This is a genomic window from Streptomonospora mangrovi, assembly GCF_027604915.1.
GTDB classification, from domain to species: domain Bacteria; phylum Actinomycetota; class Actinomycetes; order Streptosporangiales; family Streptosporangiaceae; genus Streptomonospora; species Streptomonospora mangrovi.
In genome coordinates, this window is record NZ_JAJAQC010000007.1 from 1 (window position 1) to 26,647 (window position 26,647).

At 73.3% G+C, this 26,647-nt stretch carries 24 protein-coding genes, 2 tRNA genes and 1 pseudogene; 12 read left to right on the plus strand and 15 right to left on the minus strand.

The genetic code is table 11. The features are described from left to right. The first annotated feature begins 167 nt into the window (after positions 1-167). A complete protein-coding gene (locus LG943_RS05270) occupies positions 168-1,631 on the plus strand; it encodes a rhamnulokinase (RefSeq protein WP_270071039.1) in 1,464 nt (487 codons plus the stop codon). A gap of 173 nt (positions 1,632-1,804) precedes the next feature. Next, complete coding sequence (locus tag LG943_RS05275; protein ID WP_270071040.1) at positions 1,805-1,993, plus strand: hypothetical protein; 189 nt, start codon at positions 1,805-1,807, stop codon at positions 1,991-1,993. 104 nt (positions 1,994-2,097) lie between these two features. Here the strand turns inward: LG943_RS05275 and LG943_RS05280 are convergent, their stop codons facing one another. Continuing rightward, the gene (locus LG943_RS05280; RefSeq protein WP_270071041.1) at positions 2,098-2,298 is read right to left on the minus strand and encodes a DUF397 domain-containing protein; all 201 of its coding nucleotides are present in this window, start codon (positions 2,296-2,298) and stop codon (positions 2,098-2,100) included. Between the two features lie 350 nt (positions 2,299-2,648). Between LG943_RS05280 and rox the strand changes: the two genes are divergently transcribed. Then, positions 2,649-4,094: a rifampin monooxygenase gene (gene rox, locus LG943_RS05285; protein ID WP_270071042.1), complete on the plus strand. Its 1,446-nt coding sequence runs from the start codon at positions 2,649-2,651 to the stop codon at positions 4,092-4,094. A 41-nt stretch (positions 4,095-4,135) separates the two neighbouring features. Here the strand turns inward: rox and LG943_RS05290 are convergent, their stop codons facing one another. The 6 genes and pseudogenes from LG943_RS05290 to LG943_RS05315 all read right to left on the minus strand — a co-directional run bounded on the left by LG943_RS05290 (position 4,136) and on the right by LG943_RS05315 (position 8,468). Continuing rightward, complete coding sequence (locus tag LG943_RS05290) at positions 4,136-4,918, minus strand: DUF899 family protein (protein ID WP_270071043.1); 783 nt, start codon at positions 4,916-4,918, stop codon at positions 4,136-4,138. Between the two features lie 187 nt (positions 4,919-5,105). Beyond that, entirely contained in the window at positions 5,106-6,296 is a 1,191-nt protein-coding gene (gene tgmC, locus LG943_RS05295; RefSeq protein WP_270071044.1) for an ATP-grasp peptide maturase system methyltransferase, read from the minus strand. Beyond that, positions 6,293-7,246: an ATP-grasp ribosomal peptide maturase gene (gene tgmB, locus LG943_RS05300; RefSeq protein ID WP_270071045.1), complete on the minus strand. Its 954-nt coding sequence runs from the start codon at positions 7,244-7,246 to the stop codon at positions 6,293-6,295. Before tgmB ends, tgmC begins: the two co-directional genes overlap by 4 nt. 26 nt (positions 7,247-7,272) lie before the next feature. Then, positions 7,273-7,407: pseudogene (locus LG943_RS05305) on the minus strand (putative ATP-grasp-modified RiPP); the annotation flags it as partial. Positions 7,408-7,485: 78 nt separating this feature from the next. After that, positions 7,486-7,671 carry a DUF397 domain-containing protein gene (locus LG943_RS05310; RefSeq protein ID WP_270071046.1) on the minus strand — a complete coding sequence of 62 codons (186 nt, stop codon included), beginning with the start codon at positions 7,669-7,671 and terminating at the stop codon, positions 7,486-7,488. Further along, the gene (locus LG943_RS05315; protein WP_270071047.1) at positions 7,668-8,468 is read right to left on the minus strand and encodes a helix-turn-helix domain-containing protein; all 801 of its coding nucleotides are present in this window, start codon (positions 8,466-8,468) and stop codon (positions 7,668-7,670) included. Before LG943_RS05315 ends, LG943_RS05310 begins: the two co-directional genes overlap by 4 nt. Before the next feature lie 298 nt (positions 8,469-8,766). On the opposite strand from LG943_RS05315, the gene LG943_RS05320 reads away from it, so the two are divergent. From LG943_RS05320 to LG943_RS05335, 4 genes are all read left to right on the plus strand, one after another. Continuing rightward, positions 8,767-9,135 carry an ATP-binding protein gene (locus tag LG943_RS05320; RefSeq protein ID WP_270071048.1) on the plus strand — a complete coding sequence of 123 codons (369 nt, stop codon included), beginning with the start codon at positions 8,767-8,769 and terminating at the stop codon, positions 9,133-9,135. 150 nt (positions 9,136-9,285) lie between these two features. After that, positions 9,286-9,504, plus strand: coding sequence for a helix-turn-helix domain-containing protein (locus tag LG943_RS05325; protein ID WP_270071049.1), 219 nt, complete (start codon positions 9,286-9,288; stop codon positions 9,502-9,504). 310 nt (positions 9,505-9,814) lie between these two features. Then, entirely contained in the window at positions 9,815-10,798 is a 984-nt protein-coding gene (locus LG943_RS05330) for an alpha/beta hydrolase family protein (RefSeq protein WP_270071050.1), read from the plus strand. 344 nt (positions 10,799-11,142) lie between these two features. After that, positions 11,143-13,230 carry an acyltransferase family protein gene (locus tag LG943_RS05335; protein ID WP_270071051.1) on the plus strand — a complete coding sequence of 696 codons (2,088 nt, stop codon included), beginning with the start codon at positions 11,143-11,145 and terminating at the stop codon, positions 13,228-13,230. Between the two features lie 62 nt (positions 13,231-13,292). On the opposite strand, the gene LG943_RS05340 is transcribed toward LG943_RS05335, so the two are convergent. Next, the gene (locus LG943_RS05340; protein ID WP_270071052.1) at positions 13,293-13,934 is read right to left on the minus strand and encodes a TetR/AcrR family transcriptional regulator; all 642 of its coding nucleotides are present in this window, start codon (positions 13,932-13,934) and stop codon (positions 13,293-13,295) included. Positions 13,935-14,109: 175 nt separating this feature from the next. Between LG943_RS05340 and LG943_RS05345 the strand changes: the two genes are divergently transcribed. After that, positions 14,110-15,285, plus strand: a complete 1,176-nt coding sequence (locus LG943_RS05345) for an acyl-CoA dehydrogenase family protein (RefSeq protein WP_270071053.1) — start codon at positions 14,110-14,112, stop codon at positions 15,283-15,285. 157 nt (positions 15,286-15,442) lie between these two features. Here the strand turns inward: LG943_RS05345 and LG943_RS05350 are convergent, their stop codons facing one another. Together LG943_RS05350 and manA are read right to left on the minus strand one after the other, a co-directional pair. Further along, positions 15,443-15,817: an FKBP-type peptidyl-prolyl cis-trans isomerase gene (locus LG943_RS05350; RefSeq protein ID WP_270071054.1), complete on the minus strand. Its 375-nt coding sequence runs from the start codon at positions 15,815-15,817 to the stop codon at positions 15,443-15,445. 140 nt (positions 15,818-15,957) lie between these two features. Next, on the minus strand, positions 15,958-17,154 hold the full coding sequence (gene manA / locus LG943_RS05355) for a mannose-6-phosphate isomerase, class I (protein ID WP_270071055.1): 1,197 nt from the start codon (positions 17,152-17,154) through the stop codon (positions 15,958-15,960). A gap of 475 nt (positions 17,155-17,629) precedes the next feature. On the opposite strand from manA, the gene LG943_RS05360 reads away from it, so the two are divergent. Then, positions 17,630-19,006: a GntP family permease gene (locus tag LG943_RS05360; protein WP_270071056.1), complete on the plus strand. Its 1,377-nt coding sequence runs from the start codon at positions 17,630-17,632 to the stop codon at positions 19,004-19,006. Here LG943_RS05360 and LG943_RS05365 read toward each other — a convergent pair. Further along, complete coding sequence (locus tag LG943_RS05365; protein WP_270071057.1) at positions 18,990-19,754, minus strand: FadR/GntR family transcriptional regulator; 765 nt, start codon at positions 19,752-19,754, stop codon at positions 18,990-18,992. The two genes, LG943_RS05360 and LG943_RS05365, sit on opposite strands and share 17 nt — an antisense overlap. A gap of 161 nt (positions 19,755-19,915) precedes the next feature. Here LG943_RS05365 and LG943_RS05370 point away from each other — a divergent pair, with 161 nt between their 5' ends. After that, the gene (locus LG943_RS05370) at positions 19,916-20,488 is read left to right on the plus strand and encodes a gluconokinase (RefSeq protein WP_270071058.1); all 573 of its coding nucleotides are present in this window, start codon (positions 19,916-19,918) and stop codon (positions 20,486-20,488) included. An 18-nt stretch (positions 20,489-20,506) separates the two neighbouring features. Here LG943_RS05370 and LG943_RS05375 read toward each other — a convergent pair whose 3' ends face one another. The 4 genes from LG943_RS05375 to LG943_RS05390 form a co-directional block, all read right to left on the minus strand. Continuing rightward, complete coding sequence (locus tag LG943_RS05375) at positions 20,507-21,262, minus strand: IclR family transcriptional regulator (RefSeq protein WP_270071059.1); 756 nt, start codon at positions 21,260-21,262, stop codon at positions 20,507-20,509. A gap of 748 nt (positions 21,263-22,010) precedes the next feature. Next, positions 22,011-23,099, minus strand: a complete 1,089-nt coding sequence (locus LG943_RS05380; RefSeq protein ID WP_270071060.1) for a LysR family transcriptional regulator — start codon at positions 23,097-23,099, stop codon at positions 22,011-22,013. 841 nt (positions 23,100-23,940) lie between these two features. Next, entirely contained in the window at positions 23,941-24,660 is a 720-nt protein-coding gene (locus LG943_RS05385) for a GntR family transcriptional regulator (protein ID WP_270071061.1), read from the minus strand. 254 nt (positions 24,661-24,914) lie between these two features. After that, positions 24,915-26,273, minus strand: a complete 1,359-nt coding sequence (locus LG943_RS05390) for a molybdopterin molybdotransferase MoeA (protein ID WP_408648550.1) — start codon at positions 26,271-26,273, stop codon at positions 24,915-24,917. 186 nt (positions 26,274-26,459) lie between these two features. Between LG943_RS05390 and LG943_RS05395 the strand changes: the two genes are divergently transcribed. After that, positions 26,460-26,532 (plus strand) — tRNA-Gly (locus LG943_RS05395). Between the two features lie 44 nt (positions 26,533-26,576). After that, positions 26,577-26,647, plus strand: a tRNA-Cys gene (locus tag LG943_RS05400).

The following is a 26,647-nucleotide window of genomic DNA, read 5'->3' on the forward strand; positions in this document are numbered from 1 at the left end:
GGGGGGGGGTCCGGGGGTTGGGGCGCCGGTGCCCGGGGGGGGGGGGGGGGGGGGGCGGGCGGGGGGGCGGGCCGCCGCGCGGCTCACGCCACCGCTCGACCTCCCCACCCTCCTCCGTATCCCTCCGCGTGTCATCGCGTGTCCTCCTCTGAAAGGCGTGCGCTCCCGTGTCTGCTCACGACGTCTTCGCCGCCGTCGACCTCGGCGCCTCCAGCGGCCGCGTGGTCGTCGGGCGGGTCGGCCCCGACACGTTCGACCTGACCGAGGTCCACCGCTTCGCCAACCGGCCGCTGCGGCTGCCCAGCGGCCTGCACTGGGACATCGGCGGCCTCTACCGCGAGATCCTGGACGGCCTGCGCGCCGCCGCCGCGCACGGGCCGCGCTCGGTGGGCGTGGACACCTGGGCGGTGGACTACGGCCTGCTCGACGCCACGGGGGCGCTGCTGGGCCTGCCCCACCACTACCGCGACTCCCGCACCGACGCGGTGGCGCCCGCCGTGGTGGAGCGGGTGGGCGCCTCCGAGCTGTACGCCGCCAACGGGCTCCAGTTCCTGCCGTTCAACACCGTCTTCCAGCTCGCCGCCGCGCGGGGCGGCGCGCAGTTGGCGGCGGCCGACACGCTGCTGCTGATCCCCGACCTGATCGGGTACTGGCTGACCGGGGAGCGCGGCGCGGAGGTCACCAACGCCTCCACGACCGGGCTGCTGGACGTGGCCACCCGGCGGTGGTCGGCGCCGATGCTGGCGGCGGCCGGGGTGGCGCCGTCGCTGCTGCCCGAGCTGCGCGCGCCCGGCTCCCGGCTGGGTCCGCTGCTGCCGGAGGCGGCCGAGCAGACGGGCTTGAGCGGGGCCGAGGTCCGGGCGGTGGCCTCCCACGACACCGCCTCGGCGGTGGCCGGGATCCCGGCGCGCACCGAGCGGTTCGGCTACATCTCGTGCGGCACGTGGTCGCTGGCGGGGCTGGAGCTGCCCGCGCCGGTGCTCACCGAGGCGGCGCGCGAGGCCAACTTCACCAACGAACTGGGCGTGGCGGGCACGACCCGGTTCCTGCGCAACATCATGGGGCTGTGGCTGGTGCAGGAGTGCCTGCGCGACTGGGGGCTGATCGACGCCGCCCTGCCGGACCTGCTGGCGGAGGCCGCCGCCGCGCCCGCGTTCGCGTCCCTGATCGACGCGGGCGACGCCCGGTACATGGCGCCGGGGGCGATGCCCGCGCGCATCGCCGCGCACCTGCGGGAGACCGGCCAGCCGGTGCCGGAGGGGGCGGGGGCTCGGGGGGCGCTGCTGCGCTGCGTGCTGGAGAGCCTGGCCCTGGCCCACCGCGACACCCTGCGCCGCGCGTGCGCGCTGGCCGACCGCGAGATCGAGGTGGTCCACCTGGTGGGCGGCGGCGCGCGCAACGAACTGCTGTGCCAATGGACGGCGGACGCGACCGGCCTGCCGGTGGAGGCGGGACCGGTGGAGGCGACGGCGATCGGCAACATCGCCGTCCAGTCCCACGCCCCCGACTCCCCGGAGGACCTGGCCCACCTGCGCGCCCTCATCCACCGCACCCAGCGCCCGCGCCGCTACGAGCCGACCGGCGACCGTGCGTCCTGGGACGCGGCAGCGGCCCGCCTGGGGCTGCGCTGAGGGAAAGCGGGCCACGGGCACAGGCCAGAGGGCTCCGTACAATCCGTTGTTGAACACCCCGGCTTGCCCGTCGACCGCCCGTGGCCTTCCCCGTAACTTAAGAGGATGAAGTGGGATTCCTCGAATACTTTATAACCATGGTAGTCTGCGCGTCCATTTTTATTATGGCGCTTGTGAACTACAGGCACTGGGAGCGATTCCAGGAGTTCTTGATATCCATAAGCCCGAGAATGCTGCGCGCCTACGACAGAATAAAAAGAGGCCCGGCCGAGCAGTTCAACAGGGTCGCGACCACGGCAATCCTGATCTTCATTTCAGGCATGGTCATGGTTTCAGCAACGCGCGGCTATTTCGGCATATGACTACAGCCGTCCGCCCTGCGAGCCCGATGCGCGCCGCCCGGACGTCCCCCACGGCCATGCCGGGGCCAGTGAACGTCCGGTCGGCGACTTGGCTCGACCCGCCCCTACAGATCGGTGGCCTTCACCGCCGTGAGGAACGCCGGCCACTCGTTCGCTGAGAATGCGAGGTGGCCGAGGTGCCGGTTCTGCGTGTCCCGGACGAGCACGACGGGCGCGGTGTCGGCGACCTCGACGCAGTCGCCGCCCTTTTGATTGCTGTAGCTGCTTTTGCGCCATCCACTGACTGAAGCGGGCGTAGGCCCCATAGAGTCATCCTCCTGGTCCGACGCGCCGCCGCAGGCGGTGCGTCGCCTCGTCGCGAGGAGGGCGGCCGCCGGTTGCGGGCGGCCGAGGGGAGGAAAAACACTCCCCTCCACTCTCAACGTATAGCGCACCCCCGGGCTTGCGGCAAGACCCCGGTCATGCCGCACAATCAACGTCCGTGGCCGGGACCCAGCGACCTGGGACCGCGTATTTCCCGTTTTCCGCTTGCCGTTTCCCGTTCCTCGGGTTCTGGTCGGCGCGCGAACACGAGGGGACGCCGACGCTCCCGCACCGCTCCCGGCCGGGTTCCTCATTCCTTCCTGATTGCCTGCTTCACGAACGGCGGATTTCCATGATTGACGTGATCGTTGCCGGTGCCGGACCGACCGGTCTGATGCTGGCCGCCGAACTGCGGCTGCGCGACCTGCGCGTGGTCGTACTGGAGAAGGAGGCGGAGCGGACCCCGCAGGTCCGCTCGCTCGGGCTGCACGCGCGCAGCATCGAACTGATGGACCAGCGCGGCCTGCTCGACCGGTTCCTCGCGCACGGCAGGAAGTACCCGCTCGGCGGTTACTTCGCCGCCATCCCCAAGTCCCCGCCGACCGGGCTGGACACCGCGCACGGCTACGTCCTCGGGATCCCGCAGACCACCACCGACCGCCTCCTGGAGGAGCACGCGGCCGAGGTCGGCGCCGACATCCGGCGGGGCCGCGAACTGGTCGGCCTGGCCCAGGACGACGAGGGGGTGACCGCCGAACTGGCCGACGGCTCGCACCTGCGCTCCCGCTACCTCGTGGGCTGCGACGGCGGCCGCAGCACGGTCCGCAGACTGCTCGGCGTCGCCTTCCCCGGCGAACCCGCGCGCAACGACATGCTGCTGGGCGAGATGGAGCTGGCCGAGGATCCGGACACGGTGGCCGCCGTCGTGAAGGAGGTCCGCAGGACGCACCTGTTGTTCGGCGCCGGACCCACGGAGGGCGGGGCCTACCGCGTACTGGTCCCGGCGGCCGAGGTCGCCGAGGACCGCACGGTCCCGCCGACCGTCGAGGAGTTCCGGGAGCGGCTGCGGGCGTTCGCGGGCACCGACTTCGGCGCACACTCCCCGCGCTGGCTCTCCCGCTTCGGCGACGCCACCCGCCAGGCCGAGCGCTACCGGGTCGGTCGGGTGCTACTGGCGGGCGACGCGGCGCACATCCACCCGCCGACCGGCGGCCAGGGGCTCAACCTCGGCCTCCAGGACGCGTTCAACCTGGGGTGGAAGCTGGCCGCCGAGGTCAGCGGCTGGGCGCCGGAGGGGCTGCTGGACAGCTACCACGCCGAACGCCACCCGGTGGCCGCCGACGTGCTGGTCAACACCCGCGCGCAGATGATGCTGCTGTCCACCGACCCGGGTGCCCAAGCGGTCCGGCACCTGATGTCGGAACTGCTGGACTTCGAGGAGGTCAACCGGTACCTGACCGAGAAGGTCACCGCAATCTCGGTCCGCTACGACTTCGGCGAGGGGCACCCCCTGCTCGGCCGCCGCCTGCGCGATGTCGAATTGAAGCAGGGGCGCCTCTACGAGCTGCTGAGGAGCGGCCGGGGGCTCCTGCTCGACCAGACCGGCCGCCTCTCGGTCGCGGGCTGGGCGGACCGGGTCGACCACGTGCACACCACCGGCGACGACCTGTCCGCCCCGGCCGTGCTGCTCCGCCCCGACGGCCACGTGTCCTGGGTCGCCGGGGACGGGGAGGACGAGCGAATGCAGCGGGACCTGACCGCCCACCTCCCCACCTGGTTCGGCCCCGCCTCCCGCTAAGGGCCGTTCGCCCCCCAGTCGGCACCCGCGCGGACCGGCCCTCAGTGCCAGGGGCCGGTCCGCCCGAGGGTGTCGACGGGGGTGGCGCCGGGGCGGGTCCACTGCGGCACGGGGCGGCTGGTGGGACCCCAGGTGGCGTTGCCCTCGGCGTCCGAGCGCCAGAACCAGCACGGTTCGCGCCCCTCCGGGTAGCCCTCGGGCTTGTCCTCCCACGCCTCGCCCCGGCCGTAGGGCGTCATGTCGAGCAGGCCGAGCGACCCGTTGACCCGCTCGGTGCCGCGACCCGTCGTGGAGTAGGTGAGGAACGTGCGGTCGCCGTCGCGCAGGAAGGAGGTCATGTAACCCGTCGCGCCGCCGACGGGCTCGGGCACGTCGCGCACCGAGTACCAGGGCTGGGTGTAGCCCATGAAGGCGACGAAGGCGGCCACCTCGTCCCAGCTCCCGGTGGTCACGATGGCGAAGGAGACGCCGCGTGCGTTGAGGTAGACGGCGTCCTTCAGGTGCCAGGCCGTGGTGGTGCACCCCTCGCACTGGCCCTGGGGCGGCGCGCCGTCGTACCACATGTGCTTGTAGACGACGAGTTCGTCGCGGCCCTGGAAGAGGTCCAGGAACGGGACCGGGCCGTCGGCGCCGACGACCTCGACGGTCCCGTCGAACTCCACCATCGGCAGCCGCCTGCGGGCCGCCGCGATGGCGTCGCCCTCGCGGGTGTGGGCCTTCTCGCGAATCAGCAGCTCCTCGCGCGCGGCCCGCCAGGTGTCCAGGTCGACAACGTCCGGCCGCCCAGGCAGGTCGGTGGTCGGCTTATCTGGAGTGTTCGACATTGCGCACCTCCACGGTGTCTCAAGGCCGACCGACACCACGCCGCCCGGCACCCCTCACCAGTACCGACTCCCGCCCCACCCGAAACTCATCGCCCAACCCCCGCCCGCCGCGAACACAAACAACCCCCTCCGGCCACCGCCACGTCGGCCGAAGGGGGTTGTCGCCGTGTCAGGACCGGTCGGACAATCAGTCCCGCGCCTGCGGGGGGACCAGCGGCCAGCGCCGGTCGCCGTCCTCGGAGCCGAACCAGACGTACTGCTCGTTCGGGGTCACGGTGGCGCCGAAGGCGCTCCAGTCGGGTGCGTTGTTGGCGGTCCACCACCGGTGGGCCTCCTCCACCGCCGTCCACAGCCGCCGGGGGCCGCCTTGCACCACGCGGAACCGGCTGCTCTCGACCGGTGCCAGGTCGATCTCCGCCCACGAACCGTCTCCGCCCTCCATGAAGAGGAAGTCGGTGCCGTCGTCGGCCTTCTTGAGGAGGGTCTCGGCGTCGCCCGAGGCGAGTTGGGCCACGAACGCCATGGCGGGGTCCCGCACGGCGGCGGGGTCCAGCGCCGTCCAGCCGTCCTCGCCGTCGTCGTCAACGGTGGTGCGTGTGTGCGGGGAGTGGCTCCGGGCCGGCATGAAGCCCGCCCACTGCGGGAGGAAGCGTCCCGTCGCGGTTCCGTCGCCGCGCACGTCGAGCTTGACCATGGCGCCGCCGGTACCGCCCGCGACGTTGACGAGCACACGTCCACCGGGCACCACCTGACCGAGCCAGGCCGGAGGGACATGGGTGAAGGCGGTGGTGGCGATGATCCGGTCGTAGGGTGCGCGCTCGGGATAGCCCAGGTGGCCGTCGCAGACGGCGGTGACGGGCGTGTAGCCGGAGCGGTCGAGCCGGTCGGCGGCGTCGGCGACCAGGCGCGGCGAGATGTCGACACTGGTCACCCGCTGGGAGCCGAGCACCTCGCACAGGATCGCGGCGTTGTACCCGGATCCGGCTCCGATCTCCAAGACGCGCTCTCCACCGGCCAGGTCGAGTTCGCCCAGCAGCCGGGCCATGAGGCCGGGCATGGTCGAGGAGCTGGTCCAGCGGCCTTTGCCGGTTCCCTCGGGGAGGGCCTCCACGACCGGCGTGCCGTTGATCTCGATGACCAGCGTCTCGTCGGCGTAGACGTGGGCGGCCCACTCCTCGCGCTGCTCGGCACGGTCGCCACGCACGAGCCGGTACCGGGTGCCCTGCGGGGTGTGGTCGAAGAGGGCGAACGCGGGAACGAACGCACCCCGGTCGACCCGCCGGAACGCGTCGATGAGAGCGCCCTCGGGCTCCAACACGCCCGCCTCGACAAGCCGATCGGCAAGCGCCACCGAAGGGGCGTGGACGGCACGCGTCACGTCTCTCCTCTTTCCAGTAGGGCGGCGATGGTCCGAGCGACCGGAAGATCGCAGTGGTGCGCCAGCCAGCCCCATTCGCCGTTGGGATTGACCTCCAGGAAGGACCAGCTCCCGTCGGGCGACACCACGAAGTCGACTGCTCCGAAGACGAGCCCGAAGGCGTCCATACAGCGTCTCAGGCCGACACGCACGTCATCCGGGATTTCGCAGACCTCGTACCGATGAGCGGCGTAGTCGCTGCGCCAGTCGACGTGCGCGGCCTGGGACTCCGCGTGGATGGCCACAGCGAACATGGCCTCGCCGACGATGACCACGCGGACTTCGTGGTGCTTGTCCACCCACTGCTGGAAGCAGTGCGCGGTCAGCGCCAGGGCCGGATCACGAAGTTCCCCGAGCGCATCGACAGGGGTGGTGTAGACGATCTTGGTGCGCCCTTCCTCGACGTGCAGCGCGCCCCCGAGCGGCTTGTACACGACCGCCCCGGAGACTCCGGCCGCCCACGCGGCGGCGTGCTCGGGCACGTTGGTGATGATGGTGCGCGGCACCCGCAGACCGGCCTTGGCGGCCGTCGCCAGTTGAACGGGCTTGTATTCGGCCGCGCTCATCAGTGACGGCCGGTTGATCCACAGGCAGTCCAAGCTCAGCAGGACGCCGCCCAGCCCCATCCGGGCCTCCCGGTAGGACCAGCGGGCCTCGGGGCCGGACATGCCGTCGACGAGCGTGAACTGGGACGGGCGGCGGTAGTAGACACTGCGCACCGACTTCAGGTCGATCCCCCGAAAGGCGTCCTGAACGGTACCCGTCCAACGCACGGAGTCGAACTCGGCTTCAACGGTCATTTCCGAGGGGAAATCGCCGGGGTCCAACCTGACGACCGGAACTCCCCGCTCGGTGAGGTGATGGATCACGGGGTCGACGGTGCTGTCCTCGACACCGGTGAGGACGAGCACTGCCTTCCGCGCTGAGGCGCGGGCCATCAGTCGTCGGTGGTCTCTTCCGGCGCGGGACCGCTGCTGTCGGGCTCGCCTGTGGTCTCCTTGGTGCCGCTGCTCCGCTTGCCGAGCGTGGGCGCGCCGGTGATTCGGTCGACGCCCATCTGGCTCACGGGGTCGTAGACCCGCCGTTTCCTCCAGAAAACCCCCTCCGGCCACCGCCACGTCGGCCGAAGGGGGGTAACGCTGTGAGAGGGCTACAGGTTGAAGGACTTCACCGCCACGAGGAAGGCGGTCCACTCCGCAGCGGGGATCTCCAGGTGACCCGCACCGCGATTCTGGCTGTCACGCACGTCGGCCCCCGCCATGTGCTCCCGAACTTCTACGCAGTTGGCGTTGTCGGGGGCACTGAAGCTGCTTGTGTGCCAACTGAAGTCCTTCATCCAAGCACGCCTCTCATCCGATCGATCAGTTCGCGCGATGCGGTAGGTGACAGTGCCTCCGATTGTAGATTGTCGAAGTAGCGGAACAGCTTCCCAACGTCCTTAGCTTGATTGACAACGACCTGCCCTAGTGGGTGCTCACTGTGAGCGACCATGCCACCGGTGGGCAGGGTCATGATCCGGAAGCTGCCACCAACCAGAGGACGATGAGGAGCATCACGGGGGATCACGGTGATGCGCACCCGTTGGTTGCTGAGTTCCAGCAGGCGAGTGAGCTGCTCCCGCATGATGTCCGCCGTTCCCACTACACGCTCCAGCACAGGCTGGTCCACGACAAACGTGAGCAGTGTCCTCGGAAGGGCCTCGTATCGCTCCATCCGGGCTTGGACTAGACGTTCGACCTCTTCTTCATCATCCACGCTGACGCTCTGGCGCAAGAGGGTACGGGCGTAGTCCTCCGTCTGTAGAAGTCCCGGAACCATCAGCGGCTGATACTCCCGGACCTGCGTTGCCTGCCGTTCCAACATGACGAAATCCCTCCAATCGGGAGGAATCTCCTCCTGCGCCTTCAGTTCGCTCCAAAGGTGTTGCAGGACTCCTCCTGTAGCAAGGGCCTCGTCTAGGGCGCCCGATATGGCAGAGCTTGGGGTGCGCGTCCCTGATTCGAGTTTGCCCAATTGAGGACGGCTGATCGTGACCAGATCTGCCAACTCCGCCTGCGTTTTACCAGCTCGGGACCTATGTTTTCGCAACTCGATCCCCCACCGGGACCAAACTTTGCTTGGTTTCTCAGTCATAGTGCCATCGTGCTACATCGACGTGCCAAGGATCTACGACTTCGCCGAATCGCTTCCAGTCCTGTACCAAAGGTCGATTTCCGCCATGTGGCCCACGAGGATCTTCACAAGAAGGCGGCCCTGTCGGTGTAGCTACCACCAGACAGGGCCTTGGTCCCCGACCTGGAGGAGCCAGGTGGAAACCCAAGATGAACCCTATACGCCCGCAAGTGCCCTATTCGGCACCGGCAAGCTCACAATTCCGGCGGCGGCCATGACCGTTCTCGCCACTTCGCGTACTTTCGCCGGTCATCGGCGAATGGTTCCCGAGGCGCGGCGGTGGCTGGACCTCATGCTCGGGGCCTCGCGACTCAGCGTTCCCGACGACACCCAGGCGACCGCCGTTCTGCTGTGCTCCGAGGCCGCAACGAACGCCGTCGTCCACACCGCCAGCGGGCGCCAAGGCACATTTACCGTCCACATCCGCGCCATCCCCGGCCACCTCACCGTCGAGGTCGAGGACGACGGCGCGGCGACCAACCCCGTCCCCGTCCAGGCCGGCGCCCTGGACGAGCACGGGCGCGGGCTGGCCCTGATCGCGGGCTTCGCCGACACGTGGGGGCCGCGCGCCCTCGGGTGCGGGATCTACTACACCCTCTCCTGGCGGCCCGCCCCGCTGAACATGTAGGCCGACCGACAAGCCACCCCCCGCGCGGGGCGGCCGACTCACCGGGAGGGGGAGACGGCCGCCCGCGCACGAGGGCCGCCGGGATGCCAGGCCCGGCGGCCCTCACTTTCCCTCCTGCACTCTCCCGCCCCAACACGGAGACCCGGCCCCATGCCCGAGACGCACGGCACCGCCCGACCGCCCCGCCTCTACACCACCACCGAGGTGGCCCGCATGTTCCGCGTGGACCCCAAGACCGTCACCCGGTGGGTGAGAACAGGCCAACTCCGCGCCCTGCGCACCCCCGGCGGGCACGCCCGCATTCTCGCCGACGACGTGGACGCGGCACTCGCCGGCCTGACCCAGCCACCCCCCGCGCACGGCGGCTGACTCGCCGGAAAGGGGAGACGGCCGCCCCGCGCACGAGGGCCGCCGGGATGCCAGGCCCGGCGGCCCTCACTTTTTCTCTGCAACTCCCCCGCCCCCGCTCCTCCGCCTCCCCTCCCTCGCGCTCCCGACCGACCCCTCCCGGGCCGCGATTTTCTTCGCGTTGACAAAACGGAACATGGTTCCGTATGTTCAAGCGGAACAGAGTTCCGCTTCGATGGCCACGGCCGTCCGAGTCGGGCTCCCCTCCTCCTCGGTCGCCGTCGGGTTCGGCCCGGCGGGCCGTCCGGGGCCTGCAACGGAAGTGCGCATCATGAGTGTTTCGTCCACCGCCGCCCGCGCCGCCGAACTCCTCGGCCCGCCCGCCCCCGTCCTCTCCCTCGCCCCGGTGGTGCTGCCCGCGCCCGGCCGGGCCGTGGACCTGGAGCTGCGGGTCTCGGCGCCCGTGACCGGCGACGACCTGCCCGTCATCCTGCTCTCCCACGGCCACGGCTGGTCACACCACCTCTCCTCCCTCAACGGCTACGCGCCGCTCGCCGACTTCTGGGCCGCGCACGGGTTCCTCGTCATCCAGCCCACCCACCTGAGTTCGCGGTCCCTGAGCCTGCCCGCCGACACCCCCGGTGCGCCGCTGTTCTGGCGGTCGCGCGCCGAGGACATGACCCGGATCCTGGACGCCGCCGACGCCGTCGAGGCCGCAGCCCCCCACCTGCGCGGGCGCGTGGACTGGAGCCGGGTCGCCGCGGCCGGGCACTCCATGGGCGGGCACACCACGGACCTGCTGCTGGGCGCCCGGACCACCGACCCCGACGATGGCTCGGAGCCGGACCTGTCCGAGCCGCGCATCACGGCCGGCGTCGTGCTCACCGGGACCGGCCGAGGCGGCGACGCCCTCAACCCGGAGGCGGCCCGGAACTACCCCTTCCTCCGGAAGACCGACTTCTCCCGCATGGCCACACCCGCGCTCGTGGTCGTCGGCGACAACGACGCCTCCCCCCACCTGACCGTCGCCGGCCCCGAGTGGCACGCCGACCCCTACCGCCTCTCCCCCGGCCCCAAGACCCTGGTCACCCTGTTCGGCGCCGAGCACGGGCTGGGCGGCATCTCGGGCTACGACGTCGCCGAGACCACCGACGACAGCCCCGAGCGCGTCGCCGCCGTGCAACTGCTCACCTCCGCCTACCTGCGCACGCGCCTGTACCCCGGCGACCCCGCGTGGCAGGCGGCCTGCAAGGAGCTGACGACCGGCCCCGACGCCCTCGGGAAGGTCGAGTCCAAGGGCGACGACATCGCCTAAGCCCTGAGCCCCGCGCTCGGCGCGCGGTCCGCGACGCCCCCCTGGTCCCGCTCGACGGCGGCCCCGCGTCGGCCCCGCAGCCCACTCGGCGCGCCGCCTGCGCGGCGCCGGCGGCGGCCCTTTCCGCCCGCCCCCGCGTCCGCCCCGGTCACCGACGGCACACCCGCCGTGGCCGGGGCGGATGCGTTCCTGGGAATTTGCTGAGAGAATTCGTCGGACGTTCGGACAGGCGACTGCGGGGCATCCCCTCGGGACGCCTGGCGGCACGGCCCGCCCGTTCCCCGCAGCGGGGAACCGGCGGGCCGTGCCGTCCTCCGCCCACTGGAGAACGGAGACCGCGCCCGGTGACCGCCGACACCCGCACCCTCGCCGCCCCCGCGTCCACCGCCTCCGCACCCGGCGCGCGCCGGTTCCTGCCCGAGGTGCAGGGGCTGCGCGCGGTGGCGGTGCTGCTGGTGCTGATCTACCACGTCGACCACGATCTGCTGCCCGGCGGCTACGTCGGCGTCGACGTGTTCTTCGTGATCTCGGGCTTCCTCATCACCACCCTGCTGCTGCGCGAGGCGCGCGAGACCGGCCGCGTCTCCCTCGCCGGGTTCTACGTTCGCCGCATCCGGCGCATCCTCCCGGCGGCCGGCCTGGTGCTCGCCGTCACCGGCGCGCTGTCCTTCGTGCTCCTGCCGGAGTTCCGGCTGCTGGACACCGCCATGCAACTGGCCGCCAGCGCCTTCTACGTCGAGAACCTGTTCCTGGCCGACCAGGCGGTGGACTACCTCGCCGCCGAGGCGGCCGCCAGCCCGGTGCAGCACTTCTGGTCGCTGGCGGTGGAGGAGCAGTTCTACCTGGTGTGGCCGCTGCTGTTCGTGGGCTGGGCCGCCCTGCCGCGCCGCCTGCGCACCGTGCGCGCGCTCCTGGCCGCCACCCTGATCCTGGCCGCCGCCTCGCTGGCCTGCTCGATCGCGATGACCCCCGACGGCCCCCAGCAGTCCTACTTCCTGCCGCAGACCCGCATGTGGGAGCTGGCGGTGGGCGGCGTGCTGGCGATCTTCCTCAGCCGCCGCGAGGTCCCCGCGGCGCTGCGGTGGGTCCTGGGCTGGGCCGGTCTGGCCGCCATCGGCGCCGCCGCCTGGTACTACAGCGACGCCACGCCCTTCCCCGGCTGGACGGCGCTGCTGCCCGTGCTGGGCGCGGCCGCCGTCATCGCCGCCGGGCACAACGGGCGGCGCCTCTCCTCCTACCAGGTCCTCTCCAGCCCGCCCGCCCGGTTCGTCGGCGACATCTCCTACGCCCTGTACCTGTGGCACTGGCCGCTGATCGTCTTCGCCCTCAGCCTCACCGACTCCACCCGCCTGGGCCCCCTGCACGGCGCGCTCGTGCTGGCGGCCTCCTTCCTGCTGGCCTGGGCCACCAAGGTCGCCGTGGAGGACCCGGTGCGCCGGTTCGGCCTGCTGCGCACCGGCCGCGCGGCCGCCGCGTTCGCGGTGTGCGCGTCGCTGCTGGTGGGGCTGATCGCCGCCGGCCAGTACGCCCGCTACGACCACCTGCGCGGCGTGGAGTTCGACCCCGTGCGCCACGTCGGCCCCTCGGCGCTGGGCACCGCCGAGCCCGCCGGATCGCCCGACGTCCCGATCTACCCCGCCCCGGTGGCCGCCGACGAGGACGTGCCCGACGTGTTCGAGCGCTGCCAGGCGTCGCCCCGGCTGACCGAGCTGCGCTCCTGCGTCTACGGCCCGGCCGACGCCGACACCACCGTCGCGGTCACCGGCGACTCCCACGCCGCCCACTGGGTGCCCGCGCTGCGCGAGATCGCCCGCGAGCGCGGCTGGCGGCTGCACATCTACGCCAAGTCCTCCTGCGCGTTCACCACCACCCTGCTGGAGCACCCGGCCGACGGCCGCGACTACACCGAGTGCGCCGACTGGAACGCCTCGGTGCTGGCCGAGCTGACCGAGCAGGTGCGCCCCGACGCGGTGTTCACCAGCTCCAGCGCCCGCTCGCAGGCGGCCGGGGCCGGGTTCCCCGAGGCCGGCAGCACCGACATCGCCGCCGGGATGAACGAGCTGTGGGCGCCGCTGGAGGAGGCCGGGACCGACGTGGTGGCCATCCGCGACACCCCGCGCATGGGCGCCCGCCTGCCCGAGTGCGTCTCCGAGCACGCCGCCGCCCCCGGCGCCTGCGCCCGCGGGCGCGCCGACGCCTTCGCCGACCAGGACCCGCAACTGCTGGCGGCGGGCAACGCCCCCGACGCCGACGTGGTGGACCTCACCGACGCGCTGTGCCTGGGCGGGGAGTGCCTGCCGGTGATCGGCAACGTCATGGTCTACCGCGACAGCCAGCACCTGACCGCCACCTACTCCCGGCTGGCCGCGCCGCGCCTGGCCGCCGCGATCGAGGACCTGGAGGAGGCCGGGTCGCTGAGCGGCCTGTCCTGAGGGCGGGCGCCGGCCGCCGCCTCGCCCCGGCACCCGGCCCGCCCCCGGCGGGGCCGCCGCGCTCAGCGCCCGGCGGCTTCGCCCAGCCCCTCGTACATCCGCGACAGCCCGTCCAAAAACGCCGACAGCGCCAGCTCGAAGCTGTCGCGGTCGATCTCGGCGGCGTGCTCGGAGAGCCGGTGCGCCTGGGAAAGGTTGGGGTAGCGGTCGCGGTAGACCTGCACGTCGGCGTCGAACCCCCGGGCGAAGGAGTTGATCGCCGCGCCCACCACCAGGTACTTGGTCGAGGCCCCGATCATGGTGGCGTGCCGCGCGGGCCAGCCCGCCGCCACCAGCCCGCCGTGCACGGCGTCGGCCCGGCGCAGCGCGGCCTCGCGGCGGCCGGGGCCGTGGGCGATCACCGGCACCAGGTTGGGGTGGGCCGCCAGGGCGGCGCGGTAGGAGCGCGCCCACACCGTGAGGCCGTGGCGCCAGTCGCCGGTGGCGAAGCCCGACACGTCGACCTCGGCCATGATCTCGTTGGCGATGTCGGCGAGCAGGTCCTCCTTGGTCCGGTAGTGGCTGTAGAGGGACGCCGCCCGCACGTCCAACTCCTGGGCCAGGCGGCGCATCGACAGCGCCTCCAGGCCCTCGCGGTCGATCACGGCCAGCGCCGCCGCGCGGATCCCGCTCACGCTCAGGATGGGGGTCCTGGGTCGGGCCATCCGGTGTCCTCCCTGGTTCGACGGCTGCTCGGGCGGCCCGGGCGCGGGGCCGGGGCGCGCGGTGGACGCGTGCTGCGATCCTGCCATGCCCGCGCCCACCGCGCGGCAGCCCTTGCGGGGACGGCGGTCCAGCGCCTACATTCAAAACCGAACAGCGTTAGGTTAAGGGGATGAGATGGTCGACTTCGGGCTGACCGAGGAGCAGCGGGAGATCCAGGCGTGGGTGCGCACCTTCGTGGAGCGCGAACTCATGCCCCTGGAGAACGAGGTGCTGCGCCGGGAGCGGGCGGGCGCCCAGCCCGGCCTCACCGCCGACGAGGTGCGCGACCTGCGGGCGCTGGCCCGCAAGTCCGACTTCTGGGGCGTGCAGACCCCGGTGGAGTACGGCGGCATGGGCCTGGACTCGGTCACCGCCGCCCTCATCGAGATCGAACTGGGCCGCACCTTCCTCAGCTTCAAGTTCGGCGGCGAGGCCGACAACATCCTCTACCACGCCAACGACGACCAGCGGCAGCGCTACCTGCTGCCCACCATCTCCGGCGAGCGCCGCTCCTGCTTCGCCATCACCGAGCCCGGCGCCGGCTCCGACGCCAAGGCCATCCGCACCCGCGCGGTCAAGGACGGCGGCGACTGGGTGATCAACGGCGAGAAGACGTTCATCACCGGCGGCAACGAGGCCGACTTCGCCATGGTGTTCGCGGTGACCGACCCCGAGCGCGGCGCCGACGGCGGGGTCACCTGCTTCCTGGTGGACCGCGACGCGGGCTGGACCTCCGAGCCCATCGACACCATGGGCGAGCGCCGCCCGGCCTCCCTGGTGTTCGAGGACGTCCGAGTGCCCGAGGCCAACATCCTCGGCGAACTGGGCGGGGGCTTCAAGCTGGCCATGCAGTGGATCGGCAAGGGCCGGTTCCTGCTGCCGGCCAACGCGCTGGGCGGCTGCGAGCGGCTGCTGTCCATGGCCATCGACTACGCCAAGACCCGGCACACCTTCGGCGCGCCCATCGCCGAGCGCCAGGCCATCCAGTGGATGATCGCCGACTCCCAGACCGAGATCGAGGCGCTGCGGCTGCTGGTGCTGCACGCCGCCTGGCAGGTCGACCAGGGCCGCGACTCCCGCCACGCCCAGTCCATCGCCAAGCTCTACGGCGGCGTCAAGGCCAACGAGATCGTCGACCGGGTCATGCAGATCCACGGCGGCATGGGCTACACCCGCGAACTGCCGATCGAGCGGTGGTACCGCGACCTGCGGCTGCTGCGGATATTCGAGGGCACCGACGAGATCCAGCGGCGCACCATCGCCCGCGACCTGCTCAAGGGGCACGTGAAGGTCGGGCAGACCCTGCGCTAGCCCGGCGCCGGGCCGCCGCGCAGGAGCCGGGCTTGAGATTGGGGCGCGCCGCGCACCCCGCCGCACGCGCGGCGCCCCGCACCGGAACCGCGTCCGGTGCGGGGCGCCGCGTCACGTCTCGTGCATCCGCGCCGGGCACCGCCCGGCGCGCTGGGGGTCAGTGGACGTCGACCAGGTCCACGACGAACACCAGCGTCTCGCCGGGCTTGATGACCCCGCCGGCGCCCCGGTCGCCGTAGGCCAGGTGCGGCGGGATGACCAGTTGGCGCCGGCCGCCCACGCGCATGCCCAGCACGCCCTGCTCCCAGCCCTCGATCACCTGCCGGCCGCCCAGGGTGAAGCTCAGCGGCTCGCCGCGCTCCCAGGAGGCGTCGAACTCCTTGCCGGTCGAGTGGGCGACGCCGACGTAGTGGACGTCGACGGTCGCGCCGAAGCCCGCCTGCGGGCCCTCGCCGATGGTGAGGTCGGACACCGCCAGGTCGGCCGGCGGAGGTCCGGGGGCGACGTCGACTACGGGACGTTCGAGCGTCATGAGGGCACTCCTCGCCATGATCGTGATGAAGCTCTCAGCGTACCCGCGCGCACGGGTGGTCGCGGCCACGGGCGCCCTCACGCGCTGGTCCCCCGCCGCGCGGCCCGCGCCCGCGGCGCCTCCGCCCGGCCCGCGGCGCCCTAGCCGCCGACAACCTCGGGGCCGTGCCCCACGGTGGCCACCACCAGGTGCCCCTCGCCGCGCACCTTGACGTGCCCGGCGCGGGCGGGCACGAACACCGACTCCCCGCGCGCCAGGCTGAGGGCGTCGCCCGACTCCGCCACCAGGTCGGCGCCGCCCTCCAGGGCCAGCGCGATCGCGGGCGCGCCGCCCGGCAGCCGGGTCTCCACCGGCCCCGGCCCCAGCGTGGCCAGCGCGAACTCCGGCACGCCCGGCCGGAACTCGGCGCGGCCGTCCACCTCGACGGGGCCGGTGTAGGGGATCGGCAGCACGGAGAAGTCCACGACCGACAGCAGTTCGGCGGTGTCGACGTGCTTGCCGGTCAGCCCGGCGCGCAGCACGTTGTCGGAGCTGGCCATGACCTCAACGGCCGTGCCGCGCAGGTAGGCGTGGACGTTGCCGGCGGGCAGGAACAGCGCCTCGCCGGGGCGCAGGCTCACCCGGTTGAGCAGCAGCGCGGCCACCGCGCCGGGGTCGCCGGGGTAGCGCTCGGCCAACTCCACCACGGTGTCGTGGTGGGCGCCGGTGCCGCCCGTCTTCCACTCGGCGACGAACGCGCCGACGTCGCGCTCGCAGGCCGACTCCCGCGAGAGCAGGCGGGTGAGGGCGGCGCGCAGCGCGCGGTGGGGGTCGGGGTCGGCGAGGTCGCGGCGCAGCACCTCGGCCAGGTCGCCGCCCAGGCCCTCCAGGTCGGCGCGCGCGGCGGCGGGGTCGCGGAACCCGCACAGCGCCTCGAACGGCTCCAGCGCCAGGACGAGTTCGGGCTTGTGGAAGGGGTCGCGGTAGTTGCGGTGGGGCGCGGTGACGGGGATCCCGGCGGCCTCCTCGGCGGCGAACCCGGCGCGGGCGCGCTCGGCGTCGGGGTGGACCTGGAGGGACAGCGGCGCCTCGGCGGCCAGCACCTTGAGCAGGAACGGCAGCCGCTCGCCGAAGCGGCTGACGGTGGCCTCGCCGAGCATGTCGGCGGGGGCGGCGGCGATGACGTCGGCGAAGGGGAAGGCGCCGTCGGGGGTGACCACGGTGCTGGGGGCGCCGGGGTGGGCGCCCAGCCACAGCTCGGCCTGGGGCCGGCCGTCGGGCTCCACGCCCAGCAGCCTCGGGATCGCGGTCCGCGCGCCCCACGGGTAGGGCCGTATCCGGTTGATCAGCCTGTGCATCCGCCCCGCTCTTCCCGTTCGCCTTGACCACCGCTGTCGGGGGACAGTCTGCTAAACGGGGCACCGCCGCGTCAGCCCTGCCGACTCCCCCGCCACCGGTAGTGCGGGCACTACCCCGCGCGGGGGCCGCGCCGGTCCGTGCGCACCATCCAACGTACCGAACGCCGAGGTCGGCCTACAGGGGGCGCCCGGGGCCGCCGGGCGCCCCCCGGGTCGGGCGGCACGTCGGACGGGCGGCGCGCGGGGCCGCCGGGCGGGCCGGGGACGCGGCGGCGCGGGCACCCCGGGGGTGATCGGCGCTGGTGGGCCGCCCGGGGCCGGTGCGGGCACCGGGGAGATAACAATTCCGAACGCCCGGGATCACATAAGCTCACAAATGGTATTACCATTGCGCCCAGCCATCCTCCGGCGCACGTCACACCCGCGCCCCGCGCACCCCCCGCGCCGGACCGTCCCCATTCGCGGAAGGCACACCGTGGAAGCCATCGAACCCGCCTACGGCACGGTGCCGCTGCTGCTCATCGCGGCCGCGGCGATCGCCGTCCTGCTGATACTCGTGATCTGGGTGCGCCTGCACGCCTTCGTGGCGCTCACCCTGGTCAGCCTGCTCACCGCCCTGGCCACCCGCATCCCGCTGGCGGACGTGGTGCCCACCCTCCTCGACGGGTTCGGCGGCACCCTGGCCAGCGTCGCCCTGCTGGTGGGTCTGGGCGTGATGATCGGCCGCCTGCTGGAGATCTCCGGCGGCGCCGCCGTCCTGGCCAACTCCCTGATCCGCGTCTTCGGCGAGCGCCGCGCTGGCTTCGCGCTGGGCGTGGCCTCGCTGATCTTCGGCTTCCCGATCTTCTTCGACGCCGGCCTGATCGTCATGCTGCCGATCGTGTTCAGCGTCGCCCGCCGCCTGGGCGGATCGGTGCTGTTCTACGCGCTGCCGGCCGCCGGCGCCTTCGCCGTGATGCACGCCTTCGTGCCGCCCCACCCCGGCCCGGTGGCCGCCGCCGACCTGGTCGGCGCCAACATGGGCACCACGCTGATCGTGGGCACCGTGCTGGCCATCCCCACCTGGTACATCGCCGGCTACCTGTTCTCGCGCTACGCCGGGCGCCGCTTCGACCTGCCGGTGCCCGAGGACTTCGTCGTCGCCGAGGGCCAGGAGGAGCGGCGGCCCCCGCACCTGCTGACGGTGCTGGCCGTGCTGCTGCTGCCGATGCTGCTCATCTTCGCCAACACCGGGGCCTCCACCCTGGTCACCACCGGCGCCCTCAGCGAGGACGCCGCCTGGGTGCAGGCGCTCGTGCTCATCGGCCAGACCCCGGTGGCCCTGCTCATCACCACCCTGGTGGCCATGGTCGTGCTGCCCATCGGGCGGTTCGGGCGCGGCCGGGTGGAGGACATCGCCAACGAGGCGCTGGGGCCGGTGTGCGCGATCATCCTCATCACCGGCGCCGGCGGCATGTTCGGCGGCGTGCTGCGCACCAGCGGCATCGGCGAGGCGCTGGCCTCCAGCCTGGAGGCCACCGGCCTGCCGGTGATCGTGGCGGCGTTCGTGATCGCCACCGCGCTGCGCGTGGCGCAGGGCTCGGCCACGGTCGCGCTGACCACCACCGCCGCCCTGGTGGCGCCGCTGGTGGAGGCCACCGACGGGCTGTCCTCGCTGGACCTGTCGCTGATCGTGATCGCCATCGCGTGCGGCTCCACCGTGCTCTCCCACGTCAACGACTCCGGGTTCTGGCTGGTGGGGCGGTTCCTGGGCATGGACACCAAGACCACCCTGCGCACGTGGACGGTGATGGAGACGCTGATCGGCGTGGTCGGGTTCGCCTTCGCGGCGCTGCTCAGCCTCGTGCTGTAGCGCCGGGTCCGCCCTGGGGGGAGCCGGCGGCGGAGTCCTCTGCCGCCGGCTCCCCGGCCGCGTCCAGCGCGGCCACCACCTCGTCCACGATGGCGCGCATGGCGGCCTCGGCCACGTCGGCCAGACCGCCGCCGATCGCCTCGGCGACGTGGGTGTGCAGGCGCAGCGCCTCGGGCCGGGGCAGGTTGGGCATGAGGTCGTACTCGGTGCGGCCGGTCAGGACCTCGGCCACCACGCCCGACAGCCCGGCGAACATCTCGTTGCGCGACAGCTCCAGGATGCGGCGGTGGAACTCGATGTCCAGGTGCAGGAACGCCTCCAGGTCGCCGCTGCGGCCGGTGGCGACCATGCGGGCGTTCAGCTCCACGATGCGCTCGCGCTCCTCGGGCGCCGCCCGGCGGGCCGCGAACGCCGCGGCGGGGGGCTCCACGGCCGCGCGCAGCTCGGTCAGCGACCGCAGTTGGGCGATGCGGTGGGGGCCGGCCAGGCGCCACCGGATGAGCTGGGGGTCGAACACGCTCCACTCCTCGGAGGGGCGCACCCGGATCCCGGTGCGGGGACGGCTGACCACCATGCGCATGGACTCCAGCACGCGCACGGCCTCGCGCGCCACGGTCCGCGAGACGCCGAAGCGCTGAGCCAGCCGGTCCAGGGTAAGGACCGCGCCGGGGGCGTACTCTCCGGCGGCGATGGCCGGGCCCACCTCCGCGAGCACGCGGTTGTGCAGGGTGCGGTGGTGGTCGGTCATCGGTCTCCTTCGCCGGCGGACGGGGCGCTCCCCGCGGAGCGCATCATTGATAACACTATTAGTACGTAGGCCGCGCACCTTCACAAAACAGCACGCACACGAACAACGGCCGCGCGGCCGCGCGAAGCGCCGCAGGGCGCGGGAACGGGACGGAGCCGGGAATGGCAGACGCACACACGGAGAACACCGCACCCACCACGCACTTCGTGGTGATGGGGGTCTCGGGCAGCGGCAAGAGCACGGTCGCCGAGGCGATCGCCGAGCGCCTGGACCTGCCCTTCGCGGAGGCCGACCACTTCCACCCCAAGGCCAACATCGACAAGATGTCGGCGGGCACCCCGCTGACCGACGACGACCGCCGGCCGTGGCTGGAGTCGCTCGCGGAGTGGATCGGCGAGCACGACCGGCGCGGGCAGGCCACGGTGACCGCGTGCTCGGCGCTGCGGCGGTCCTACCGCGACATCCTGCGCTCGGGCGCCCAGGACGTGCGGTTCCTCCACCTGGCGGGCGACACCGAGACCCTGGCCCGGCGGCTGCACGCGCGCAAGGGGCACTTCATGCCCGAGTCGCTGCTGCGCTCCCAGCAGGCCACCCTGGAGCCGCTGGCCGACGACGAACCGGGCGCCACGCTCGACATCGCGCCCCCGGCCGAGGAGGTCATCGAGCGCGCCGCCCGGATCGTGGCCGCCGCGCTGGGCACGGACGCCGACGCGCGGGGGCCGGAACGGGGGTGAGGCGGCGGGCCGGCGGGGTCAGCCGCCGGGGCTCTCCATGTGCCCCATGCGGATCGAGATCTCCATCGCGGCCTTGCCCACGGTCTCGCCGATGGTGTCGAGCTTGTCGCGGTCCATCCGGTAGGAGGGGCCGGAGGCGCTCAGCGCCGCGATGACCTCGCCGGTCAGCCCCCGGATCGGCGCGGCCACCGCGTTGAGGCCGACCTCCAGTTCCTCCACCGCCGTGGCGTAGCCGCGCTCCAGGATCTCCTCGATCTCCGCCCGCAGGACGTCGGGGTCGGTGATGGTGTCGGGGGTGAGCCGCTCCAGGCGGCCGCGCAGGATCCGGCGCTGGTCGGCGGGGCGCATGTGGGCCAGCAGCACCTTGCCGGTCGAGGTGGAGTGCAGGGGGTTCTGCCGGCCGATCCAGTTCTGGCTGACGATCGCCGAGGCGCCGCGGACCTGGTCGATGTTGACGACCATGTCGCCGCTGGGGATGGCGATGTTCACCGTCTCGCCCAGGTCGGAGGCCAGGTCCTCGCACACGCGGCGGCTCTGCTGGGTGAGGTCGAGCCCGGCGGCCATGGTGCCGGCCAGCCGGATGATGCCGAACCCCAACTGGTACTTGCCCCGCAGGCCGGGCTGCTCGACGAGTCCGCGCCGCTCCAGGGCTCCCACCAGGCGGAACGCCGTGGACTTGTGAACTCCCAACTCGGCCGCGATCTCGGTGACCCCGGCCTCGCCGTGCTGGGCCAAAATCTCCAGGACCGTGATGGCCCGGTCGACCGACTGCACGGGGGCACCGCTGCCCCCGGACGCCGCCCGGGCCGGTACCGCTTCACCACCCGACCGCCGCTCGATCTCCTCCGGATCAAGGATGCTCCGACTCTTTTCCGCGCGGTGGTCGTTGGAAGCCATGCGCACCACGATAGTGGGAGAACCTGTGCTCTCCCTGGACACGGAGTGCTCCAGGCCACACCACCGGCGCCGCCCCGAGCATCCGGGTGCGGGCGCGCGGGCCACTGACCTGCTGCGGGCCGGACGTCGGCGGCTCCCCCGGCGCGGAGGGTAACGGCCGTCCCAATCCCGGTGCCGCCCGTGGCCCGCAACCACGCCACCCAGCGCCCCGGCCCTGCTCGGCGGGGCCGAGGCGGGTGCGGCGCCACCGAACCGCCACACCCGTGTTGCCCGCCCGGCCCCGGCCGAGCCGCCGGAAGGGCGGTGGGGAAGGCGCCGCTCACCCCGCCGCGCCCGGCCACCGGGGGCGGCGGTGAACGGGGGGCCGGCGCCACCCAACCGTGATCGGAACGGAATCCGGCACCCCCTCGGCCAGCCGGAAACGGACGTCTGTTTCCGCCCGCCCTTTCATTCCGGAACGAAGGAACGCCGCTCCCGCGCGCCGGCCACAAGCCCCCGGGGTGCACCCGCCGCTGGAGACCCGGGGCTCCCCCTCGCTGAAGATCGGGAACCGGGCACCGCCGGACGCCCAAGGACCATCCCCTCGCCGCAGACCTGAAACCCAGGCACCGCCGCGCTCACGGGCTCACCCGCCGCTGGAGACCCGCGGACCGGGCACCGCCCCGGCGCCGCCTTGGGCGGGTGCGGCGCCTCCCGCCGCCGGTGCGGGGTCGTCAGCCGCCAGCGCGCCGTCGCCGGCCATCAGCGCGCCGTCGCCGGCCACCGGTGCGGCGTCACCCTCGCCCCCGAGGGCCGCGCCCAGGCCCGGCAGCGCGTCCAGCCGCGCCTGGAGCGGGACGGTGCGGGCGAAGGCGATCAACTCGGCCGCCACCACCGGCTCGGGATGCCGTTCGGCGACCACGATCCCCACCCCGGTGGGCTCGGCGGTCTCGGCCATGGGGACGGCGCGTAGGCCCTCGGGCACCCCGGTGGGGCGCAGCCACGCGTGGGTGATGACCGCGCAGCCGCCCCCCGCGCGCAGGTGGGCGAACAGGGCGTCGGGCGAGTCCACGGCCACGCGCACCTCGGGCTCGGCACCGGTGGTCATGGCCAGCGCCTCCCGCACGTGCCGCCACGTCGGGTCGGGCAGCAGGCGGCAGAACGGCACGTGGGCGAGTTCGGCCCACTCCAGGCGCGTCCGGCCGGCGAACCGGTCGCGGTCGCCGGTGAGCAGCACGGCGCGCTCGCGGTAGAGCAGCGCCTTGCCGCCGCGCGCGCGGGCGGGCGAGAGCGCCACGCGGATCACACCGCAGTCGACGGTGAAGTCGGTCAGCCCGTGCTGGATCTCGGTGGCCGGCATGGTCCGCACCGTCAGCGCCACCCGGGGGTGGCGCGCGGCGAAGGGCGCGGCAACGTCGGCGAAGGCGGCGGCGGCCTCGGGCAGCACCCCGACGCGCAGGGTGCCGATGTGGCCGGCGCGGACGGTGTCGACGTCGGCGGCCAGGCCGTCGCGGTCGGCGAGGATGCGCGCGGCCCAGCGCAGCACGCGCTCGCCCTCGGGGGTGAAGCCCTCGAACCGGTGCCCGCGCCGCACGATGGGCACGCCCAGTTCGCTTTCGAGCTTGCGGATGCCGGCGGACAGCGCCGGCTGCGAGACGTGGCAGGCGGCGGCCGCGCGTGCGAAGTGCTGCTCCCGCGCCAGCGCGACCAGGTACTCGAACTGCCGTATCAGCATCGTCGTCCCCACCCGCGGCACGGCCGACCGGGGCCGGACCCAGGGGTAGTCCGGCCCCGGAGCTTGACGACCGCCGCGAGCGCCAACGGCACCCACGGCGGTGCACGCCTCCGCGGCCCCCGCACGGGGGGCCGGGAGTTCATTGTGGTGTCTCAGACCACATTCGCGCCAGGTGTCGGAGCGATTCCCTAGGGAGGCGATCCGCAACGACCCGCAAATCCGGAGGTCAGACGGTGTGGACGGCAGGGAAACGTATCGGCGAGCCCCACGACCCCGCGCCCCGGCCACCCGGCCGCCTCAGCCGAGGCGAACCCCGCCGCGCCTCAGACAGCAACTCTTCGCGCGTTTCCCCTGCCCCCCACGTGCGCCGTGGCCGTGGGTGAGGAGGCCATTCTCCGTAAAACCCGCCGAGAGTCCGGCGACGAAGTCGCGTGCCGGCGCACAGGGCGACGCCGTCCACCAATGAGGAAAAGGTCTGCGCGCCTTGACAGGCACATCGGCGGAGCCGGCACGTCAACAAGGACAAGGGCGCGGCACCGGAACGGGATCTACGGGTCCCACAGCCGGACCCCCGGCCACCCAGTCGCCTCACCCAAGGCGACAGCCGCGCCCAGACGGCGACTCCTCGCGCGGTCTGCCCGCCTCCGGCGGGCACACGCAGCTTGGCCGACCAGCCAGGGACGGTCGCCAGTGGAACCGCACCGCCCTACCTCTCCCCCCTCTCCTTCAGCGGCCTTGCGAGGACGGCACCCGTCCCAGCACGCGCCCTGCGCGCCACCAGAGGGCGCCCCGCACCCGGCATGGGGGTGCACACGGCTGCGCCGTTGTCCACGAGTGGGGGCTAGAGCCCGGCGGCCCGGTCGGCCTCCGCCTCCGCCGAGGCGTCGGCCGCGCGCTCGTGGTAGGCCAGCCGGGTGGCCTCGGTGTGCTCGCGCATCAGTTCGGCCGCGCGCTCGGAGTCGCCGGCCTCGATGGCGTCGATGATGCGGCCGTGCTCGTCCCAGGACTCCCGGCCGCGCTGGGTGACCACCAGGCCGTGGTACCAGCGCACGCGGCGCGCGACCTGGCCCGCCAGCCCGGCGAGCACCGCGTTGCCCGACATCTCGGTGATGGAGCGGTGGAGGTCGGCGTTGCGGTCGACCATCGCGTCGCTGTCGCCGCGCTCCAGGCCGGCGACGCCCGCGCGCCACAGCTCGCGCAGCCGCTCCACGCCCTCGGGGGTGGCCGAGGCCGCCGCCAGCCGCGCCGCCTCGGTCTCCAGCAGCGTGCGCACGGCGAGCAACTGCTCGGCCTCGCTCTCGCTGGGCTGGTGCACGAACGCACCGTAGCCGGGGCGCAGGTCGACCCAGCCCTCGTTGCTGAGCCGCTGGAGCGCCTCGCGCACGGGCTGGCGGGAGACGCCGAGCTGCTCGGCCAGTTCGTTCTCGACCAGGTGCTGCCCGGGCGGCAGCCGGCGCCGGGTGATCAGCTCCAGCAGGGTCTCGTAGACGCTGTCGCGCAGCGGAGCGGGACGCTGCACCGGAGTGGCGAGCACGCCCTTGTCGAGGCGAGGCGAGGTCATGGGTTCATGGCTTTCGTCGGCGACGCGTCGGAGCCCTGGCGATTACGGGCGGGGACGGGATTTACGGCACCGAGTCTAAGCCAGTCCGGCCCGCCGATCGGTACAGCGCACCGCCGCGCCGCCCCTCCCCCACGGGGCGGCGCGCACCAGGCCGCAGTCCCCGCCGCCGGGCGCTTTTCGCCGCGCTTCGCGGCTGGCACGTCGCCGGCCGGCCGTCGCCGACCGCCCGCCACCGGGCACCGGGCACCGGGGCGTCAACCGCGCGGGAGCCACACCAGCGGGGCGTAGGGGCCGCTCCAGCCGGGCGGGATCACGGCGTAGGCGTCGGCGAGGGCGGGGCCGCGCAGGCTTCCGGGGCGGTCGTGGCCCACGGGCTCGGCCTGGCCGCCCATCACCCGCACGGCCACCAGGCGGGTGTCGTGGGCGTGCGGGCGGATGGCGCCCTTGACCCGGATCGTGGGCGGGAGCGCGGCGTCGGGGTCGGGGGCACCGGCCATGGCGCGCAGCAGGGGCGCGAGCAGGGTGACGGCGGCGGCCAGCGCCGCGTTGGGGTTGCCGGGCAGGCCGACGACGACCGTGCCGGGGTCCTCGGGCGTACCCAGGTGGGCGAGCAACTGCGGGTGGCCGGGGCGGCAGGAGACGCCGTCGACGACCACGGTCGCGCCGATCCGGGCGAGGGCGGCGCGCAGGTGGTCGGCGGGGCCCTTGGACGACGCCCCGCACACCACCACGACGTCGACCGGTCCGGCCGCCGACGCCAGCGCCTCGACCATGGTGTCGAAGCCGTCGCCGATGTGGCGCAGCCCGGTCAGCTCGGCTCCGGCCGAGGCGGCGAGCGCGGGGAGCATGGGGCCGATGGCGTCGCGGACCTGCCCGGCGCCGGGACGGCCCGTGGCGGCGATCTCGTCGCCGGTGACCAGGGCGGCGATCCGGGGGCGCCGTACGGTCAGCGTGTCGTGGCCGAGGCTGGCGGCGAGCCCGACGACGGCGGGGGTGACGGCGCTGCCGGCGGGCAGCACGGTGGCACCGGGGGCGGTGTCCTCGCCGGCTCTTCGCACGTGCCGGCCGAGGGCGATCTCCCCGGCCACCTCCCCCCGCGCCGCGGTGGCGTGCTCATAGGGCAGCACGGCGTCGGTCCCGGCGGGGACGGGGGCTCCGGTGGCGATCTCCACCGCCTCGCCCGGCCGCAGCACGGGATCGGGCATGGGTCCGGGCACGGGGTCGGACGTGGGGAGTCCGGGCACGGGGTGGGAACCGGAATCGGCAGCGGAAAGCCCACCCGCTCCCCCGCCCGGCAGTTCACCCTCACCCCCGGCCTCAGCCCTCTCGGCCCTCCCCACACCCTCAGTCTTCTCCGCCGCACGCCCGCCGGCGAGGACGCGCCCCACCACCCGCCACCGGGGTCCGGGGCCGGCGACCGCGTAGCCGTCCATGGCGGCGGCGTCGAACGGGGGCACCCCGACAAGCGCGGTCAGGTCCCGGGCGAGCACCGCCCCGACGGCCCGGTCGAGCGCCACCGGCCGCCCGGTGGCGGGCCACAGCCGGTCCCCCAGCTCGCGCGCGGCCTCGCGCGCCTCGGCCCATGGCGTCACCGCGTTCCCACACCGGACCATCCGCACTCCTCCTGGCCCACCCGACGCCGCGACCGTGCACGGCCTTCTGTATATCTGCCGCCTCCGGGTGGCCCGGTGTCAACCCACCCGCCGATTTGCCGTCTGCTGACTTTCCGCTACAGTTCTAACTGCACGAAGGCACGGGAGCCCGGGACCACACAGGACCCGCCCCGCCGCCCGAAGCACGCGGACGTGGCTCAGCTGGTAGAGCATCACCTTGCCAAGGTGAGGGTCGCGGGTTCGAATCCCGTCGTCCGCTCGGAGACACCTCGGGGGCTGTCGACACCCCTGACCGTAGAGTCCGGTGGAGTGGCCGAGAGGCGAGGCAGCGGCCTGCAAAGCCGTCTACACGGGTTCAAATCCCGTCTCCACCT

What these genes read in the sequence shown, in the direction of transcription:
- LG943_RS05385 (WP_270071061.1), bottom strand. Translation starts at nt 24,660, where the DNA reads ATGACCTCGCCTCGCCTCGACAAGGGCGTGCTCGCCACTCCGGTGCAG.
- LG943_RS05350 (WP_270071054.1), bottom strand. Translation starts at nt 15,817, where the DNA reads ATGACGCTCGAACGTCCCGTAGTCGACGTCGCCCCCGGACCTCCGCCG.
- LG943_RS05330 (WP_270071050.1), top strand. Translation starts at nt 9,815, where the DNA reads ATGAGTGTTTCGTCCACCGCCGCCCGCGCCGCCGAACTCCTCGGCCCG.
- manA (WP_270071055.1), bottom strand. Translation starts at nt 17,154, where the DNA reads ATGCACAGGCTGATCAACCGGATACGGCCCTACCCGTGGGGCGCGCGG.
- LG943_RS05365 (WP_270071057.1), bottom strand. Translation starts at nt 19,754, where the DNA reads ATGACCGACCACCACCGCACCCTGCACAACCGCGTGCTCGCGGAGGTG.
- LG943_RS05340 (WP_270071052.1), bottom strand. Translation starts at nt 13,934, where the DNA reads ATGGCCCGACCCAGGACCCCCATCCTGAGCGTGAGCGGGATCCGCGCG.
- LG943_RS05315 (WP_270071047.1), bottom strand. Translation starts at nt 8,468, where the DNA reads ATGACTGAGAAACCAAGCAAAGTTTGGTCCCGGTGGGGGATCGAGTTG.
- LG943_RS05290 (WP_270071043.1), bottom strand. Translation starts at nt 4,918, where the DNA reads ATGTCGAACACTCCAGATAAGCCGACCACCGACCTGCCTGGGCGGCCG.
- LG943_RS05325 (WP_270071049.1), top strand. Translation starts at nt 9,286, where the DNA reads ATGCCCGAGACGCACGGCACCGCCCGACCGCCCCGCCTCTACACCACC.
- rox (WP_270071042.1), top strand. Translation starts at nt 2,649, where the DNA reads ATGATTGACGTGATCGTTGCCGGTGCCGGACCGACCGGTCTGATGCTG.
- LG943_RS05345 (WP_270071053.1), top strand. Translation starts at nt 14,110, where the DNA reads ATGGTCGACTTCGGGCTGACCGAGGAGCAGCGGGAGATCCAGGCGTGG.
- LG943_RS05320 (WP_270071048.1), top strand. Translation starts at nt 8,767, where the DNA reads ATGGTTCCCGAGGCGCGGCGGTGGCTGGACCTCATGCTCGGGGCCTCG.
- LG943_RS05280 (WP_270071041.1), bottom strand. Translation starts at nt 2,298, where the DNA reads ATGGGGCCTACGCCCGCTTCAGTCAGTGGATGGCGCAAAAGCAGCTAC.
- LG943_RS05310 (WP_270071046.1), bottom strand. Translation starts at nt 7,671, where the DNA reads ATGAAGGACTTCAGTTGGCACACAAGCAGCTTCAGTGCCCCCGACAAC.
- LG943_RS05390 (WP_408648550.1), bottom strand. Translation starts at nt 26,273, where the DNA reads ATGGTCCGGTGTGGGAACGCGGTGACGCCATGGGCCGAGGCGCGCGAG.
- LG943_RS05380 (WP_270071060.1), bottom strand. Translation starts at nt 23,099, where the DNA reads ATGCTGATACGGCAGTTCGAGTACCTGGTCGCGCTGGCGCGGGAGCAG.
- LG943_RS05370 (WP_270071058.1), top strand. Translation starts at nt 19,916, where the DNA reads ATGGCAGACGCACACACGGAGAACACCGCACCCACCACGCACTTCGTG.